Raw genomic sequence first — 16,718 nt, 5'->3', positions numbered from 1 at the left:
TTCCATCCACAAAAGTCGCTCCAGGATCAAATCCGTCCCGAAGCGGCCTCCCCCCTCCAACTTGAATGTTCCCGTTGCCTCTCCTCCGTCATCTGCATATTAAAATGATCTGCCCCTTTGAGCTGGGCAGCTGCCATATCTGCCACTAGAGTTACACTCGATTCCATCGGCACAAAGCGGTATTTGTAAGCTGTAAGCCGATGATCGGTTTCGTGAAATAAAATATCCTGAGCGTAATTCCCCCATCGGTCCTTGGGCATCAAATCAATGGTCATACCGGCATGCGCAGAGGGCAGCAGCATATTAGAGCCGTGGATGCCGATCACTAATCGGCTGGCTGCATATACCTTGCAGACCCGCAGCTCACTTTCCCGGTCGAAGCGTGTGACACGCTCATCAGAAATCCATGCCGGGAAACTCCCGGTACGCCCAAGTCCAGCGACTGTAAAGCGATGATCCGGGAAGCTTTCTCTCAGCCTGCGGAACAGCCGTATGATTTTACTGCGCTGATGATAAATTAGCGGTTTTAGCCCACGTTTGAGCTGCGGAAATTTCTGTACCGCTCTTGCGATATGATGGCTGCCGCTCCACAAGCGGTCTTCCCTCCATACGAAGGTAATGCGCGGCTCCGGCTCACGATCCTCGTTATAACGGGAGACACCTGTAAACTGCTCAATATCAAACTGATTGGGATGTGAATACGCCGGGCTGACATACACCTCATCAAAACGCATCAGTTCCTCAATCATCCGATGATGTAGTACAGGATAAAAGTTTCGTGCCCTGCTGAACGGCACATCAACCGTCCAAATTTCAGACACATATGCTGGCACCATCCACTCCAGCGACTTTTGCACAATGACGATGATGCCCAGGTCCGGCGATTGCTCGTATTCGCGTTGCACATTGAGCAGCTTGAGCAAAGCATGACCATACAAATAATCCATTGTGTTGACGATGATTACACGTGTAGAAGCTTTCATTTTATGCACGGTCATGCCGACTGCTAAGTCATAGGAAGGATTCATCAACGATTGTCGCAAAGGTTCTCCGAGCCATTTTCTCGACTTCGCATCACCGGTCAGAATATAGTCAGGCATTTCTACACGATAAGGTGAATACGTAGCATGGCCGACCCTCATGTCCTCAAGATATTCGCGTCCGCACCCCTCACACATAGTGCTGACACATACATGGATTCCCTGCCACAGCACCTCTCCACCACGTACCTTACCTCCACAATGCGGGCACTGTTCCTCATGCCGAACAAACGGTTTAATGGGTATCATGATTGTTCTCTCCAACTTTCGGTACTGTAATATGAACACGCCAGAAGGTCAGGATGGACTTCATCATCCAACCCAAATTAGATTTAACTTCCTTAAACAACAAATCTAATAGAAATACAGATATCGTAAAGGACAAAATCGTCGCCACTAACGACCCTCGGACACCAAGCAACGGGATTAGCGCGTAATTGAAAGCGATATTCGTGACCGCCCCCACCACCGAGGTCAGCAGCGTGTATCTGAACAAATTTTCATTGGTAATAAACAAGCTTTTAGCAACACTGAAGTTGGTGAAAAACAGACGAATCGCGAATAGAGACAACAGCGAACCTGCTTCGGTAAATTCTCTCCCATACAGCACAACCACTACCCATTGGGATAGAAAAAATAAAGGTACCGAGGTCACAAGAAAGCATATAAACATCAGCCGATACACCTTGGACAATGTCTGTCTGTATTCGTCGCTTCCTTTCTGCTTGGAACGTGTCACCACCGGAGCATAAGCCGTTGTCAGAACGACCGGAATGAAGCCCAACACTTCGATGAGTCGGAGTGCAACGGAGTATTGCCCAACCGCAGCGTTTCCCAGCAGTTCACCGATAATGACTTGATCAATCCGTGCCTGTACATATACAGCGGAGGATGACAATATGAGCGGCCAGCTGTGATTCATGATTCGCCGAGCTGTGGCTAAACGGAACGTCCATTGGTTCACGCGTCGTCCTTCCTTACGGAAGAAATACAGCAGCAGTAGGCTTCCCAACAGAAACTCTCCATGAGCACACAACGCCACCATCCATATCGGAACACCCGATAACAACAAAATGATTTTGACAGTGGAGCCGAGAACAAAAGCGGTATTCTTGGCAACGACCGTGTATTTGGACAGCATCTGCGCACGAAACCAGTAGTCGATGATATCAAACAATTGAAATACCGAGGCCGTAGCCAAGATCAGATTGATCAACCGCACCGAACTGTCTTCCGGTCTGAGTAGTGAAATGAAGGAATAGGACAGTACAATGGCTATCAGAGTACCTAACAATTTCAACAGAACCGCCGTACCCAATAGCTCATGCTCATCCTTGGGGTCTTTGACAAGATCGCGTACTAATATAGAATCAAAGCCAAGGGTCGTAAAAATCAGAAACATCCCGAAAAAGGATTCCGCATAATTCCACTTTCCCAGTTCCTCTGGTCCCAACACTCTCGCCATGATGATGCTGACTGCCAGGCCGAACACCATGCGAATCATTTTGTCACCGAACAGCCAGGATGTATTCACCAGCAAACTTCTGCGCGGTTTGGCGCGTTTTTCGACTAATGTCATAGGTTTTACTCCATCTTGAAAAAATGACCTTGCGTACAGCGAAGAGACCCCCCGCCCAGGCGGATGGCCTCTCCATCTCTTACACGACGACAGAAGCTTCAACTGCAGCCTGCCTTTTTACCCGCTCCAAGTCTGTATCCACCATCATACGAATGAGCTGCTCGAAGCCTACTTCCAATCGCCAGCCCAGCTTTTCTTTCGCCTTGGCACAATCGCCGAGTAATAGATCTACCTCTGCCGGACGGACAAATTGAGGATCGATCACGACGTAATCCTCATAATTTAAACCTACATGGGAAAAGGCAATTTGCAGCAGTTCACGCACAGAATGCATTTCTCCCGTGGAAATGACGTAATCATCCGGTTGATCCTGCTGAAGCATCAGCCACATCGCCTTTACATAATCCCCTGCAAAACCCCAGTCTCGCAGTGAATCCAAATTTCCCATGCGCAGCTCTTGCTGCAACCCCAGCTTGATACGAGCTACCGCATCCGACACTTTACGGGTTACAAATTCCAATCCTCGACGTGGGGATTCGTGATTGAACAGAATGCCAGAGCAAGCAAACATATCAAAGCTTTCACGATAGTTCACTGTAATCCAATGGCCGTACACTTTGGCAACACCGTAGGGACTACGTGGGTAGAACGGGGTCGTTTCTGTCTGCGGTGTCTCCAGCACCTTACCAAACATCTCGCTGCTTGACGCCTGGTAAAAGCGCGCTTCCGGTTTGGCAATTCGAACCGCCTCCAGCATATTGGTGACAGATAATGCTGTAATCTGCCCTGTAGCCAACGGCTGCGGCCATGAGGCCGCTACGAAGGATTGAGCAGCCAAGTTGTAGACCTCATCCGGGTCGGACTGCCGGACGGCTTCAATCAATGAAGCCAGATCGGTCATATCACCGGAAAGCCAGTGGATGTCATTCTGGATATGCGCTACATTTTCAAAGTTCGGTGTGCTGGTTCGTCTGCGCATCCCGTACACCTCATAATCTTTGGATAGCAGCAATTCAGCCAGATAGGACCCGTCTTGCCCGGTAATTCCTGTGATCAGCGCTTTTTTCATTCCAATTCCCCCACCGTTTTTTTATTGTTCAACCAGATCCAGACCTTGAAATGCCTGATACACAGACTTTAATCCCTCTTCTAGTGAAATACGCGCCGACCAGCCCAGCCCGGAAATTCGGGATACATCTACCAACTTACGCGGCGTTCCATCAGGAGCGGAGGTGTTAAAGGTAATTTCTCCCTCATAGCCGACTACATTCTTCACTTGCTCAGCCAGCTCACGAATGGAGATATCCTCACCTACGCCGATATTTACAATTTCATTTCCCTCATAATTGTTCATTAGGAATAGACAGGCCTCAGCCAAATCATCAGAATGAAGAAATTCTCGCCGCGGCGTACCAGAACCCCATACTTCTACAGTCGGAGATTGATTCAGCTTGGCTTCATGAAACTTGCGGATGAGCGCAGGCAACACATGAGAAGTCTGGAGATCAAAATTGTCGCCCGGACCGTATAAATTCGTCGGCATCACAGAAATAAACCGGGTTCCATACTGACGGTTGTAAGACTGACACATTTTAATCCCGGCAATTTTAGCAATCGCATAGGCCTCATTAGTAGGCTCCAGTTCACCCGTGAGCAGATATTCTTCCCGTAACGGCTGCGGAGCAAATTTAGGATAGATACAGGTAGAACCTAGGAATAATAGCTTACTTACATTTGCCCGGTATGCCGCATCAATCACATTTGTTTGTATAAGCAGATTGTCACGGATAAAATCAGCCGGATATTCGTTATTCGCCAAAATCCCACCAACCTTGGCCGCTGCCAAAAATACATAATCCACAGACTCTGTTTCAAAAAAATGATCTACTGCCTCTTTATTACGTAGATCCAGCTCACGGCTTGTGCGAGTAATAATATGACGGTAACCCGCTTCCTGAAGCGATCGGACAATAGCGGAACCCACCAGTCCGTGATGCCCTGCTACATATATGTTGGAATGAAGATCCATACTTATCCCCTACCTTCTTCGTGAAAATGAAAGACTTTAATACGCATCCTTGGAGCCTAGCAGCACACGAAATGTTTTCAGCATAATAATCATATCTGTGCGGAAACTGCGTCTGGATATGTACTCCAAATCCAGTTCTACCATCTGGTTAAAGCTTAGATGATTACGACCGCTGATCTGCCATAGACCGGTGCAGCCTGGTGTAACCGTCAGACGCAGCTTATCCCTCACTGTGTAATCATGGACCTCTCTTGGCAACGGGGGTCTGGGTCCTACCAGACTCATCTGCCCACGCAGTACATTGAACAGTTGTGGCAACTCGTCGATGCTCGTTCTGCGAAGAAAGCGACCCACACGGGTAATTCGGGGATCGTCCCGCATTTTGAACATCGCACCCTCAATTTCATTTTCCACCAGCAGTGCAGATAATCTGGCTTCGGCATCAGACACCATGGAACGAAATTTGATCATGCGAAACGGCCGCTCATTTTTTCCAATACGTACTTGATAAAATATTGCACTTCCTTTGGGGTCCTCCAGCTTAATCAGCAAAATGACAAGCAGAAATACCGGGCATAGCACGATGATTCCAATGAAAGACAATATAATGTCCATGCTTCGCTTCACGAACGGGTATACGTTCCATCCTTGCCGCCGTTCAAGCCCATGAGCGACCGAATAAACATCCACTGACGCACCCCGCACTTCGACCTCATTCGAGCGGGAAGAAGACACGTCTCATCACCTCGCTCCTTATTAATAAGTATTATTTATACATTGTTAAAAGAATTTTATATACTCTCATTTTCCTCCTTTTTATTCATGTCAGATTGCGTTCCTCCATCCCCCGCTCGACACGGGTATTCGAACGCTTCACATTATTAAGTACTACGCCCAGAATGCGCGCCTTTACTCTTTCCAAATTCGCTTTTGCTTTCTTGACGACATCCTTTTTGACCTTCCCTGCCTGCACCACCAGAATGACTCCGTCACACATGGCGCTTATAATGAAGCCATCCGGAAAGGACAGCAACGGCGGTGTATCCATTAGGATCACGTCATAATGTTCTTTCAGCTCAACCAGCAGAGCATTCATTCTGCGGGAACTGAGCATCTCGGACGGATTGGGCGGGTTCGGTCCGGCTGTAATTGCATGCAGATGGTCAATCCCGGTTTCTTGAACCACATCCTGCCATGCCTGTTGATTGGCAAGCACCCGTGTCAGCCCTGTATGATTACGCAAACCAAACATATGGTGCAAGGAGGAACGGCGCAGATCCATATCCATAATCAGCACCTTTTTCCCCTCTTGCGCATAGGTTACAGCCAAATTGCTAATTGTGACCGTTCTGCCTTCACCCGCCTGAGCGGACGCCACCATCATAACCTCAATCGGCTCGTCTATAGAAGAAAACTGGATGTTAGTGCGAAGCATGCGGTACTCCTCCGAAACGGAAGACTGAGCATGTAGGGATGTAACGAGCTGATTATTGATTAATCGCGGCATATTGCCCTTCACCTACCTGTTTAGGAGTTGTAGTGGAGCTGTCAGAGCGTTTATCTTCTTTTTTCATTTTCGTAATCAGGGCTAGGGTAGGCAGACCGAGTTCTATTTCAATATCCTCTTCATTCTTAAATGTATCATCCAGTACCTCCAGCAGAAACGCCAAGCCTATTCCCAACAATAAAGAGGTGGCAAAAGCAATAAATATCTGTATAGTGGCATTACTGTTCACGGGAACTGCTGGATCATTCAGACTGGCTTCGCTTAGGATGGTGACATTGTCCATTTTCATGATAGAGGGGATTTGCCGTTTGAATACTTTGGCTACCGCATTGACGGTTTTCACAGCCTTCGTATACGATAAATCGCGGATTGTTACATCCATGACCTGTGAATCACCTGCGGTGTTCACTCTTAATTTTTGCGCCAATGCTGACGGAGTGACCTTAAGATCGGGGAAGCTGGCGACCACCTGATCCATAATCGCCGAGGAGATCATAATTTGCTTATAGGAGTTCGTTAAGGCTATATTCGTTTGAACTACACTGTAATCGACGACACCTGCACGATCCGGTCGTGGCGTCTGGTTGATAATGAGCTTTGCGGTAGCTTCATAAATCTGCGGGGTAAAATACATATTTTTTATGCCCACTACAGTACATACTAGCAGTACGATGCTACCAATCAACCACATTCTTTTACGGATCAAACGGATGTACTCTTTCAACTGCACAAGACCAGTCCTCCCTGATTGACTTGTTTTCGATGCAATAACGCTTGTACTGATCCTCTGCATAACGGGGAAAAGAACGGTGCATGACCCTCTAATCTATAGTAAAATGTTGTATAATAGCGCATAGAAGGTCTAGCCAGCGAATAAGCACAAAATGCTCATCATCGGTGGCCTCTTAGGGTATATAAACGAAGACATCAGTGAAAACTATTAAATAAAGATACGTTATGTAACTTACATAACTAATTTATGATACAAAACGTATCTTGTCAAGCGTAAACTTGCTTTTTTACCTTTCTTAACCTTGCCTTCAGGAGGAAAAACGGATGAATTATGGCACCCGCATCGCTGAATTACGAGAACATAAGGGATTAAAACAAGAGGAACTAGCACAATCCCTCGGAATTACGCGGGCAGCTCTTTCTCACTATGAAAAAAATAGGCGCAAGCCAGATTTCGAGATCCTGACCAAGCTCGCTGATATTTTCGGGGTAACGATTGACTACTTGGTGGGACGTACGAGCCATCCGGCGGCAATATTGGATTCAGATGTGAGGGAATTTGTGGACCAGCTTGAACTGTCCGATGAGGATATTCTGCAACGTTTCAACCTGACCATTGATGGACGCACCTTGTCTGAGGAAGAAGCCAAACGTTTTATTGCATTTGTCCGAATGGAACGAATGATGGAATAAAGAAAGCGGCCGACTGCTTCACGTCTCGCTCAAGTAAGACCAGCCGTTGGAATTTACACGCGCTTGTCCTTCCGGTATGTGGTTCCATCCGCGTCGCTTTCTAGCCATTCTGGCATCGTGAACCCACATTGGAGCAAAATGTCCCGGATGTCCAAGTGGATGGCAGCTTTGCCTGCTTTCTGTACGTTGTTTTGAAAAAGAGGGTTGTTCCCCCCTAATTCTGTCTCCTTGTTCATTCAGCACTAACCTCACTTTATTATTCTTGGTCACCGGAAAGAAATTTCCCACAAACCTTGTATGTATAGTCGTGAACAAAACTATTATATATGAATACACACCTGCAATGTTGTCGTCTTATGACGAGAATAAAAAAGGATTTTCTTATTTTTTTCTTCATTATACGTAAAGTATTGGCAAATCAGAACGATTTTCCAACAAAAAAGAACCTGTCAGGTCCTATTTTCTCCTGATAGGTTCTTTTTTGTTTTATTTCGAAATGATGTTAGGTATTCGAACTCTAAGGTCCTATATGCATTCCGATCTGATTAAGCGGCCTCGGCTGCCTGGGAAACCTGAGTACCTCCGGTCGCTCGGACTTTGTAGACATAGTGGCTTCCGGCTTTTACCGTGCGGTCTGTATACGTGCTTCCCGCTACTTGCGAGGCAATCACCTGATAGGCCCCGTCGGTTCCGTCAGCACGCAGCACATCATAGGAAGATACGCCTTCTGCCTGAAGCCAATTAATCTCTACCGCCCCATCCTGAACAGAGGCAGCCTTCACCCCTGTTGGAGCTGAAGCTGCGGTCTGATCTGTACTTTTTAATTCCAAAATATATTGTACCGCTTCGCCAGGGCCCAGCTTTTCTTCAAAATCAAGGGCAGGAGAAGCCTTGAGCCCTGATATGGAACGCTGTGCCTGACTGTAAGTGGAACCCGCTCCAAAACGTTCACCCGTGTACAAACCGGCATTCGGCATTGTCACCCGTACACGAACGGTCTGCGTGGTGGATTCGAAATTCACTAGATTTACCAGCAATTTGTTTGAAGTAGCGCCGCTACCTGCCAGCGGTTTAAGCTTGGACGTATCCACCGCACGCACATACACCATTTTATCCTTGGTATCCTCTGGATTCAGCACTGTATAAGTCAGAGGTTTCCCATGGGTGGCATAGGCTAGACTCAAGCGTCTCATGATCTTAACACGAGTGTCCTGTCCCTGCCCGAACGGATAAATTTCTGTGTTGGCCGGGTTATGACTTTGCAGATCGAAGCCTGTTTTAAACAGCGTATAATCTTTATAAAAAGCAGCGTGCTGGATAAACATATCGGCAAACCCAATTTGTGAACGCATAATCCGGTCGAATGCGGCTGCTTGTGGCTGACTAGCCCCGTAATCTGGATTATCTCGATGCGTATCATTGGTACCGAACTCCGTGTTCAGCATCTTCTTCGCCAGTCCGTCGCTCGAACCGCCGAAGGTTTTCAAATTTTGAATGAAGCTGCCCCCGCCCTCTTCATTATACGATTCACCGTAGGCGTGTCCGTTGGTCAGGTCGGTGACTTCCTCCAGCTGTTTACGCTGCGCCGGGTCTCGCTCCCATCCATCCGGATCACCGCATTTTTTCGTACCTCCGGTTTGATTTTTGCACGCCTTGGTAGAGTACGTCGGCCAGTAGGCCCAACCCGGCGCTACCGTTTTGAGATGCGGTGCCAATTGCTTCCCTTCCGTATTCAACCACTTAGCTACAGCCAGATTTACCGCCTTGGAGCGATTAAATAATCCAGGTTCGTTATCTACTTCATAATATTGAAGATAAGAACCGTATTTTTTTACATAATCGCGCAACTTTTGCTTGGCCGTCTCTGGCAGAGAACCATCTTTTTGCAGCTTGATATCACCTGTATATAAATACAAAGCAGACGATTGCATATTATACTGCTTTAACGTTTGATAGTAATCATCCACGTCTGTACATGCCTTGCCCACATTGCTGGCACAGGTGACCCTCATGACATTGCCACTATAAGCAATTCCCAGCCATTTGAGAACGTATGGTAAATGCTTAACTGCACCCTGATCATAATAAAATTCTTTATTGTTCACATTTGTTCCGGTCAGTATATATTTACCGTGTACCGGTTCGGTCGCAGGTGAAGCTAACGTCTCCAAGCTCAAGTCATCCCAAGTCCACCACACATTTTTATCTTCTGCAGAGGAGCAGTATAGGCAGCGCGCTGTCTTTAGCTTGAGTACGTTAACACCGCTTTGCAATTGCTCTTTGGGTATATACAGCTCGTAGTTGTTTTTGAAATTATAAGCACTCCCAGTACCGGATACTCCGGCAATCTGAATAATACCGGACAGCTGTTGATTTGAAAATACAGCCATTTGTGGGACTGCTTTGCCCGCATCTAAAATCCGAACACGGAATATCATACCATTGGGAGGAATCTGATTCAGCTTATACTGGAGTGTCAGTTCAGGGTTCGTGGACGCATTCAAACCGGGAGGAATATCTCCACTGCTGAGCAATACCGGAACTGTTGTACTCTCTTCTGCTACCGACAACGCTGACATTGCTCCTTTAGCAGATGATTCGGTAGAGGCAGCTGCTGTAGAAATGTCGATATTATCCCTGCCGACCACACCTTTGAATTCCACTGAAGAGTCATCCCTCTGCCCCAGCTTCCATACTGGACTGGCAGCTGCTACTTTATCCGTCTGCAATTCTGCGCTTCTTGAAGGCGTGTATATAAACCAAGCGATCATCGCTATAGCTACGATCGCTAGTAGTCCAGATAAAACTACTGTATACCTATGGGATAACCATTTTTTTATCATATGATCGACCCTCTCTCCTCAAATTTTTGGACCGGGAAAGAGTATTAATCAAGGAAGAAACAAAGCGTTTCCGGGAATCACCGCTTTCGCTTCATGCTGACTTTCCCACATTAGACGTGCCATCGCGTCGCCTTTTTCATCATAGTATTCTACTTTTAAATCTACCATTTTGCCTGCTTCCAAAGTCATACTGCCTTTACGCTCTGTCCAGCTTTGTTTGAACCAGCTGTCAATCACCAACTTGCCGTCTACCCATACACGGATACCATCATCGGATATCGTGGTGAACGTATAGGTCTCGCTATATTGCGGTTTGATTTTACCCGTCCAGCGAACCGAGAACTGATCGGCATTCACCTTAGGGTCAGCTGCATTGGCACGCCAGTTGTAGTCCAGCTTGCTATCTGTACGGATCAAAACAGGACTTCCATTCAAATTCATATTGTTAAAATATTCGCCACGCAACCCGTTCACATATACCACATCAGGAACAGAAGGAGGAGTCGGAGCTGGGGGAACGATCACTACTGGCGGAGCCGGGATAGGCTCACTTTGTCCCTCGTCCGGTAAGGTCGGTATATCTGTCCCAGGTGGTTGAATCGTTTCCAATCCATTCTTCACATCATCCCGCGTCAAACTCCTCGAATCATTCATATAATCCTGAATTTGATTTGTTGTGTTATTCTCAGTCAGCATCTTGCCCCAAGTCATGGAATATACCCATTTAGGTTGAGCCTGCAACACCTCAGAACTAGGCATCTCACCGTGCTCCCCAATGGCAATCGGCTTATTCCGTGCCAGCCCAAGCAGACCTTCGTAATGACTTTGCTTAAAATCATTGTTGTAAATATCTACTGCCAAGATGTCCACTCTGTCATCCCCCGGGTATTTCGGGGTGTACGGGACAGTATACGAATTGGGCGCATTCGGACTCCATACCCACAGCAGATTGTTCAATTGATGTGTGTTGGTAAAACGGTCGTACATGATATTCCATAGCTGATTGAAATTATTTTTGTTTCCCCACCAGAACCAGTCGCCATTCATCTCGTGGTAAGGTCTCCACAAAACCGGAACCCCTGCATCACGAAGCTGCTTTAACGATACAGCGACCTTATCCAGATCGGCAATGAGGAGGTTATACTGCGTAGTACCTGGGGTCACGTATTTGTTGAACTCTGTCTGACTTACTTTCGCCTGTACATTGGCCCAAGTCAGTGGCCTACCTGGTAGCGCTTCATGAAAAGTCATCGTCACAATACCACCGGATCTGTCCCAACGGATAGCACTATCGACGACATTTTTACGTTGCGCTGCTTCTGTAGCGTCAGATTGACCAGAGATAGCTCCCATCTCATAGCCGTGTACACCTACATATGCCTGACTGATTTTTTGGACCTTGTTACTTAATTCATCCGGACTTTCCAAATAATCATGCTGACCGGTGACTATTTTTTTCCCTGAGATGTTGAGTAAATAATTGTATAGTTCACGGGCCTGAATAGAAGCGTCCGAATTAACAGGTTGTAATGAAGCGGCATTCGCCACAGACAGAGAATCACCAAAACCGACGGGCAACAATGAAAAAAGTATAACAACGGGGAGTACATGACGTATCAGTCGATACAGAGGAATAAAATTGAATCTCACTTTCGCTCTTCCTTTCGGTAGCCAGGCTGCCATCCTTGTGGAAGGCCCTTTAGCTTTGCGTACCTGCCTTTCGACAGGGCTGCGTTTATCGTTGGAAGGAGTTTGGATTCCTTCTTACCCTAAGTATCGACTTTATTTTACCAAAATTTAATAGGTCATGTTCATGAATTTACAGGTTTTCGCCCAAATTCGACAGTTTGGGCCATGAATTTTCATGAATTTGTCTTTTTTTCGTTTTCACGAAAATAATTATGAGATAAATTGGTGACGGGAAATTTCATTCCAATCCATACAAAAGCGGACAATATCCTCTTCAACCAATTCAGAGCCAGTCTGCACCTCAATAAAATCCACATCGGTCACAGCCAAAATGCTATGCTTCGTCCCTTCAGGAATGCGGACTACATCACCAGCCTTTACTTTGTGTAGCTTCTCATTCAAAATAATTTCCGCTTCACCGCTAATAATGGTCCAGATTTCACTCCGTTTGAAATGAAGCTGGTAGCTGATATTTTTGCCTTTTCGTACGCGGATTCGTTTGGTCAATACCTCGTTACCCTCGTCATATTTGACATAATCCACAACCCGATACTGCCCCCAACGACGTTCTTCATACATTGGACGCTGATCATGAGCCTTGAGCACTTCTTTAATACGAGGACTTTCTGCCTTATTGGTCACAAGAATGCCATCCGGGCTAGCGGCTACAATCAGATCATTCGTTCCAATGATCGCCACAGGAATGTCCAACTCGTTAATAAGACTCGTATTGACGCAATCCTCCGTTACTACACCTCTGCCCACTTGTTGATTAGACATTTCTTCTGTGAGCGTATTCCAAGTACCTAAATCCTTCCAAAAACCATCATACGGAAGAACTACAATGTCCTTTTCCTTCTCGACTACTTCATAGTCAAAACTGATTTTTTCCAGAGATGCGTATTGCTTTTGCATTTCTTCATAATTCAGCGGCAATCCCTTGGATGCCAAGATATCCAGCAAATAACTTAATTTGAACGCAAAAACCCCGCAGTTCCATAGAGCATTGCGTTCAATCAGACGCTCCGCCTGCTCCCGGTCGGGTTTCTCTTGAAAATGGCTCACTTCGCGGTAGCCAGTGCTACCTTGGGTGGCATCGTTTTTCGGAATAATGTAACCATATTTCTCTGAAGGATAGGAAGGGACAACCCCGATTAATGCAAGCTTGCCTTCACTCTCCTGAAGCGTATGTTCCAGTTGGGCTACGGAGGCGAAGAAAGCATCCTCAACATAAGGATCTACAGGCAATATAGCTACAATTTCATCAGGTGAAACACCTGCAATGGAATATAAATAAGTCGCTGTCAGCGCAATCGCAGGAAAGGTGTCTCTGCGTTCTGGCTCAACAATGATACGCGTATTCGGCCCAACCTGACTCTGGATCATTTCGACCTGTGCTCTCCCTGTCGCAATAAACGAGGATTCTGATAATCCGTTGTCTCCCAATTGTCTCCATACCCGCTGTACCATGGATTCCGAAGTCCCCTCCGGGCTCTCCAGTACCTTCAAAAATTGTTTGGAACGGGAATCGTTGGACAAAGGCCATAATCTTTTACCGGAACCACCAGACAAAAGTACGAGCTTCATAACTCTCCACTTCCTCTCTATAATGTATGGGTGATCGGATGGGGCAGGGTTGAGTAGTCCGCTACGGGCTGGATTTGATCTTACGATCGCTGTTGGACCGGGATTCATTCGATTATATAAAATCGTATATAGGTTTGAATCCCGGTCCAAAGGCGAACGCTATCGCTTCTCCAGATTCAAATCCACCCCTGCGCTACTCAAAAATGCATCATGCCGATCATACCGTTTATTGCAAAAGGCGCGACCGGACATGATTAAGTCCGGTCAGCCTGTTAGCGCTCACGCGCTCGGCCCAGCCGCGAGGCGCTTTGATCGGAAGGAGCGGCATCAACCGCGCCGCTCCTTCCGATACGCCCTTCCTACTCCCATCCCATAAGGTGGGAGTTTAAAACTGTGACTCCACGGCGGAAAGCAACGGAGCGGGCAGAATTGTTCTGAAGAAGCGTCAGCGTTTGCCTTTACCCCCGGATTTTAACCTTTGAATGTTTTACACAATCAAGAAAATCCGGGGGTAACAGCAATCGGAAGAACAATCTGCACGCGCAGCGCCTCCCCCACCACCACAGTCACTTTTTAAACTTCCACTTTATCTCTGTTCCACCCACTCATCCGCGGACGCCCCACGGAATAGTATTCCAGCCCGGAGCCTTGAATCTGTTCCTCGGCGAATACGTTACGACCGTCAATTAGAACCGGTTTGCGCAGAAGGGAGGCCAGTTGTACGAGATCGACCTTTTTGAACTCTTCCCAATCGGTCAACAGGCACACAGCGTCGCTACCTTCGGCGGCTTGCTGTGGGGATGAGCACCACACAATATTCGGGTGATCCACGTGCTCCTTGAATTTATCCATCGCAATGGGATCATACAGTTTGACAATTGCGCCTGCCTGAATGAGTGTTTCTACGATTTCCAGTGCTGGAGCTTCGCGGATGTCGTCTGTATTTGGCTTGAAGGCGAGGCCCCAAATGCCAATCGACACACCGTTCAGTTGACCCAGCGATTCACGCAGCTTGGATACAATCATAAAGCGCTGGTCGGTATTCACCTCGACCACCGATTTCAACAACTTAAATTCATAGTCTACATTACCCGCAATTTGGATAAGCGCATTTGTGTCTTTTGGAAAGCAAGAGCCACCATACCCGATCCCTGCTTGTAGGAAAGAGGAGCCGATCCGTTTGTCCATACCCATGCCATCAGCCACACAGGTTACATCGGCGCCAACCTTTTCGCAAATATTAGCGATTTCGTTAATGAACGAAATTTTAGTTGCCAGGAACGCATTTGACGCGTATTTGATCATTTCAGCACTACGGATATCCGTCACATAGATTTTATCCGTGAACACCTGATGCAGAGTGACCATTGTTTCACGCAATCCAGTATTGTCCAAACCAATAATGATGCGATCCGGATGAAGCGTATCATTGATGGCTGAGCCTTCTCTCAGAAACTCCGGCGCAGATACGATATCGAAAGACAAACTCGTGTGACGAGCCAATACGTCCTTAATCTTTTCGTTCGTTCCGACAGGTACAGTACTCTTGGTCATAATAATCTTATACCCGTTCATGGCTTTCCCAACATCAGCAGCCGCCTGTTCAATGTAGGACAAGTTCGCCTCGCCGTTAGCCAGAGAAGGCGTACCTACCGCCAAAATGACGATATCCGAGCGGCGTACCGCATCAGCCAAATCCGAAGTAAACTCCAATCGACCTGCTTCCAGATTCAGCGCGATCAATTCCTCAATACCCGGTTCATAAATCGGAGATTCTGCCCGGTTCAACATGTCGATTTTGTACTGCTCCAGATCGACACAAATCACCTCATTACCTTTTTGCGCAAAACATACACCCGAGACGAGCCCAACGTATCCAGTACCAATTACAGCCAGCTTCATTCCGTTCATCCTCCTTTTAGAAAGTTCACATAGGCTTGTTCTACATACTTTTTCAGTTGATCCTTGAAGTTATCTTCATCAAATTTGCGGGCATGGGTAATGATATCGTCCACATTCCATGCATGCTGCTCGACCTTTGCGACGGCCTCTAGCACATCCTCTACTTGATGCTTGCGGAAAAATACGCCGTTCACATGAGGAACAATCGTATCCAGCGCTCCCCCACCCTGAAAAGCGATGACAGGCCGTCCGGCCGCATTCGCCTCCAAAGGCGTAATACCGAAGTCCTCTTCGCCCGGAAAAACGAGCGCTCGGCATTCTGCCATCAGCTTGTTAACCTCTTCGTCCTCAAGCCTGCCGAGGAACTCAATGTTCGGGGCAGCCATACCTTCGAGTCGTTTACGATCTGGTCCTTCACCCACAATGCGCAGCTTGAGACCGTTACGTTTGAATGCTTCGATCGCGAGATCGATGCGCTTGTAGGACACCAATCGGGATACGATCAGGTAATAGTCACCGATGTTTGTAGCGCGTTTAAAACGGGATGTATTAATAGGTGGGAAAATGACATCCGAATCCCTTTGGTAATAGTGCAAAATTCTTCTTTTAACAACCGAAGAGTTGGCGACAAACTGGTCTACGTTGCGCGAAGTTTTGGCATCCCATGTTTTCAACCGGTTCATGTACAGCTTTAGCATGTTTTTGAGCAGGTTGGATTTGGACTGCCGGGCCATATATGTATCGTAATCCCAGGCAAACCGCATCGGTGTGTGACAATAACAAATGTGAAACGTATGTTTGGGTACCTGGATGCTTTTCATAAATGCACTGCTGGAGCTTAAAACAATATCGAAATCCCTAAAATCAAAATCACGGATAGCGATGGGATATAGCGGCAGCACTCCTTTGAAGTTGGCCTTCACTCCTGGGACTTTTTGTAGCCAAGTGGCTCTAATATCCGCATCTTTCAAGTTACGCGACAGGCGGTCGTCGCTGAACACCGTTGTGAAGATAGGAGCCTCCGGATACATATCGTGGAATACCTCTACTACCCTTTCCGCTCCGCCCATTTGGATTAAGTAATCGTGTGCTATCGCTATTTTCATCTAAATCATCC

15 protein-coding genes and 1 riboswitch are annotated in these 16,718 nt (G+C 47.0%); of the genes, 2 read left to right on the top strand and 13 right to left on the bottom strand.

Annotated elements, in window-relative coordinates; genetic code table 11:
* Positions 1-26 precede the first annotated feature (26 nt).
* From ACWA2B_RS00580 to ACWA2B_RS00550, 7 genes are all read right to left on the bottom strand, one after another.
* On the bottom strand, positions 27-1,289 hold the full coding sequence (locus ACWA2B_RS00580; RefSeq protein ID WP_209949660.1) for a hypothetical protein: 1,263 nt from the start codon (positions 1,287-1,289) through the stop codon (positions 27-29).
* On the bottom strand, positions 1,276-2,619 hold the full coding sequence (locus tag ACWA2B_RS00575; RefSeq protein WP_039269547.1) for a flippase: 1,344 nt from the start codon (positions 2,617-2,619) through the stop codon (positions 1,276-1,278). Before ACWA2B_RS00575 ends, ACWA2B_RS00580 begins: the two co-directional genes overlap by 14 nt.
* Before the next feature lie 79 nt (positions 2,620-2,698).
* Complete coding sequence (gmd, locus tag ACWA2B_RS00570) at positions 2,699-3,688, bottom strand: GDP-mannose 4,6-dehydratase (RefSeq protein ID WP_029516209.1); 990 nt, start codon at positions 3,686-3,688, stop codon at positions 2,699-2,701.
* Positions 3,689-3,709: 21 nt separating this feature from the next.
* Entirely contained in the window at positions 3,710-4,648 is a 939-nt protein-coding gene (gene fcl, locus ACWA2B_RS00565) for a GDP-L-fucose synthase (RefSeq protein ID WP_340954627.1), read from the bottom strand.
* 36 nt (positions 4,649-4,684) lie between these two features.
* Positions 4,685-5,383, bottom strand: a complete 699-nt coding sequence (locus tag ACWA2B_RS00560) for a sugar transferase (RefSeq protein WP_029516207.1) — start codon at positions 5,381-5,383, stop codon at positions 4,685-4,687.
* An 85-nt stretch (positions 5,384-5,468) separates the two neighbouring features.
* Positions 5,469-6,155 carry a CpsD/CapB family tyrosine-protein kinase gene (locus tag ACWA2B_RS00555; protein WP_029516206.1) on the bottom strand — a complete coding sequence of 229 codons (687 nt, stop codon included), beginning with the start codon at positions 6,153-6,155 and terminating at the stop codon, positions 5,469-5,471.
* The gene (locus ACWA2B_RS00550; protein WP_029516205.1) at positions 6,136-6,885 is read right to left on the bottom strand and encodes a YveK family protein; all 750 of its coding nucleotides are present in this window, start codon (positions 6,883-6,885) and stop codon (positions 6,136-6,138) included. Before ACWA2B_RS00550 ends, ACWA2B_RS00555 begins: the two co-directional genes overlap by 20 nt.
* A gap of 326 nt (positions 6,886-7,211) precedes the next feature.
* Between ACWA2B_RS00550 and ACWA2B_RS00545 the strand changes: the two genes are divergently transcribed.
* Positions 7,212-7,580 (top strand): helix-turn-helix domain-containing protein, encoded by a 369-nt coding sequence (locus tag ACWA2B_RS00545; protein WP_025720479.1) that lies wholly within the window; start codon positions 7,212-7,214, stop codon positions 7,578-7,580.
* A gap of 53 nt (positions 7,581-7,633) precedes the next feature.
* Here the strand turns inward: ACWA2B_RS00545 and ACWA2B_RS00540 are convergent, their stop codons facing one another.
* The 4 genes from ACWA2B_RS00540 to ACWA2B_RS00525 form a co-directional block, all read right to left on the bottom strand.
* Complete coding sequence (locus tag ACWA2B_RS00540) at positions 7,634-7,816, bottom strand: hypothetical protein (RefSeq protein ID WP_069012564.1); 183 nt, start codon at positions 7,814-7,816, stop codon at positions 7,634-7,636.
* A gap of 309 nt (positions 7,817-8,125) precedes the next feature.
* Positions 8,126-10,423 (bottom strand): hypothetical protein, encoded by a 2,298-nt coding sequence (locus tag ACWA2B_RS00535; protein ID WP_449291553.1) that lies wholly within the window; start codon positions 10,421-10,423, stop codon positions 8,126-8,128.
* 48 nt (positions 10,424-10,471) lie between these two features.
* Positions 10,472-12,073 carry a glycosyl hydrolase gene (locus ACWA2B_RS00530; protein ID WP_029516202.1) on the bottom strand — a complete coding sequence of 534 codons (1,602 nt, stop codon included), beginning with the start codon at positions 12,071-12,073 and terminating at the stop codon, positions 10,472-10,474.
* Between the two features lie 13 nt (positions 12,074-12,086).
* A riboswitch (cyclic di-GMP riboswitch) is annotated at positions 12,087-12,167 on the bottom strand.
* 155 nt (positions 12,168-12,322) lie between these two features.
* On the bottom strand, positions 12,323-13,699 hold the full coding sequence (locus tag ACWA2B_RS00525; protein ID WP_029516201.1) for a sugar phosphate nucleotidyltransferase: 1,377 nt from the start codon (positions 13,697-13,699) through the stop codon (positions 12,323-12,325).
* A 49-nt stretch (positions 13,700-13,748) separates the two neighbouring features.
* On the opposite strand from ACWA2B_RS00525, the gene ACWA2B_RS00520 reads away from it, so the two are divergent.
* Positions 13,749-14,075, top strand: a complete 327-nt coding sequence (locus ACWA2B_RS00520; RefSeq protein ID WP_449291552.1) for a hypothetical protein — start codon at positions 13,749-13,751, stop codon at positions 14,073-14,075.
* Positions 14,076-14,272: 197 nt separating this feature from the next.
* Here ACWA2B_RS00520 and ACWA2B_RS00515 read toward each other — a convergent pair whose 3' ends face one another.
* Together ACWA2B_RS00515 and ACWA2B_RS00510 are read right to left on the bottom strand one after the other, a co-directional pair.
* Complete coding sequence (locus tag ACWA2B_RS00515) at positions 14,273-15,601, bottom strand: UDP-glucose dehydrogenase family protein (protein ID WP_029516200.1); 1,329 nt, start codon at positions 15,599-15,601, stop codon at positions 14,273-14,275.
* Positions 15,602-15,606: 5 nt separating this feature from the next.
* Entirely contained in the window at positions 15,607-16,707 is a 1,101-nt protein-coding gene (locus tag ACWA2B_RS00510) for a glycosyltransferase (RefSeq protein WP_029516199.1), read from the bottom strand.
* Between the last annotated feature and the right edge of the window lie 11 nt (positions 16,708-16,718).

The sequence above is a fragment of the Paenibacillus sp. CMM36 genome (genome assembly GCF_053570945.1).
The sequence above is the reverse complement of the archived record's forward strand: the minus strand, read 5'-3'. Positions and strand labels throughout refer to the sequence as shown.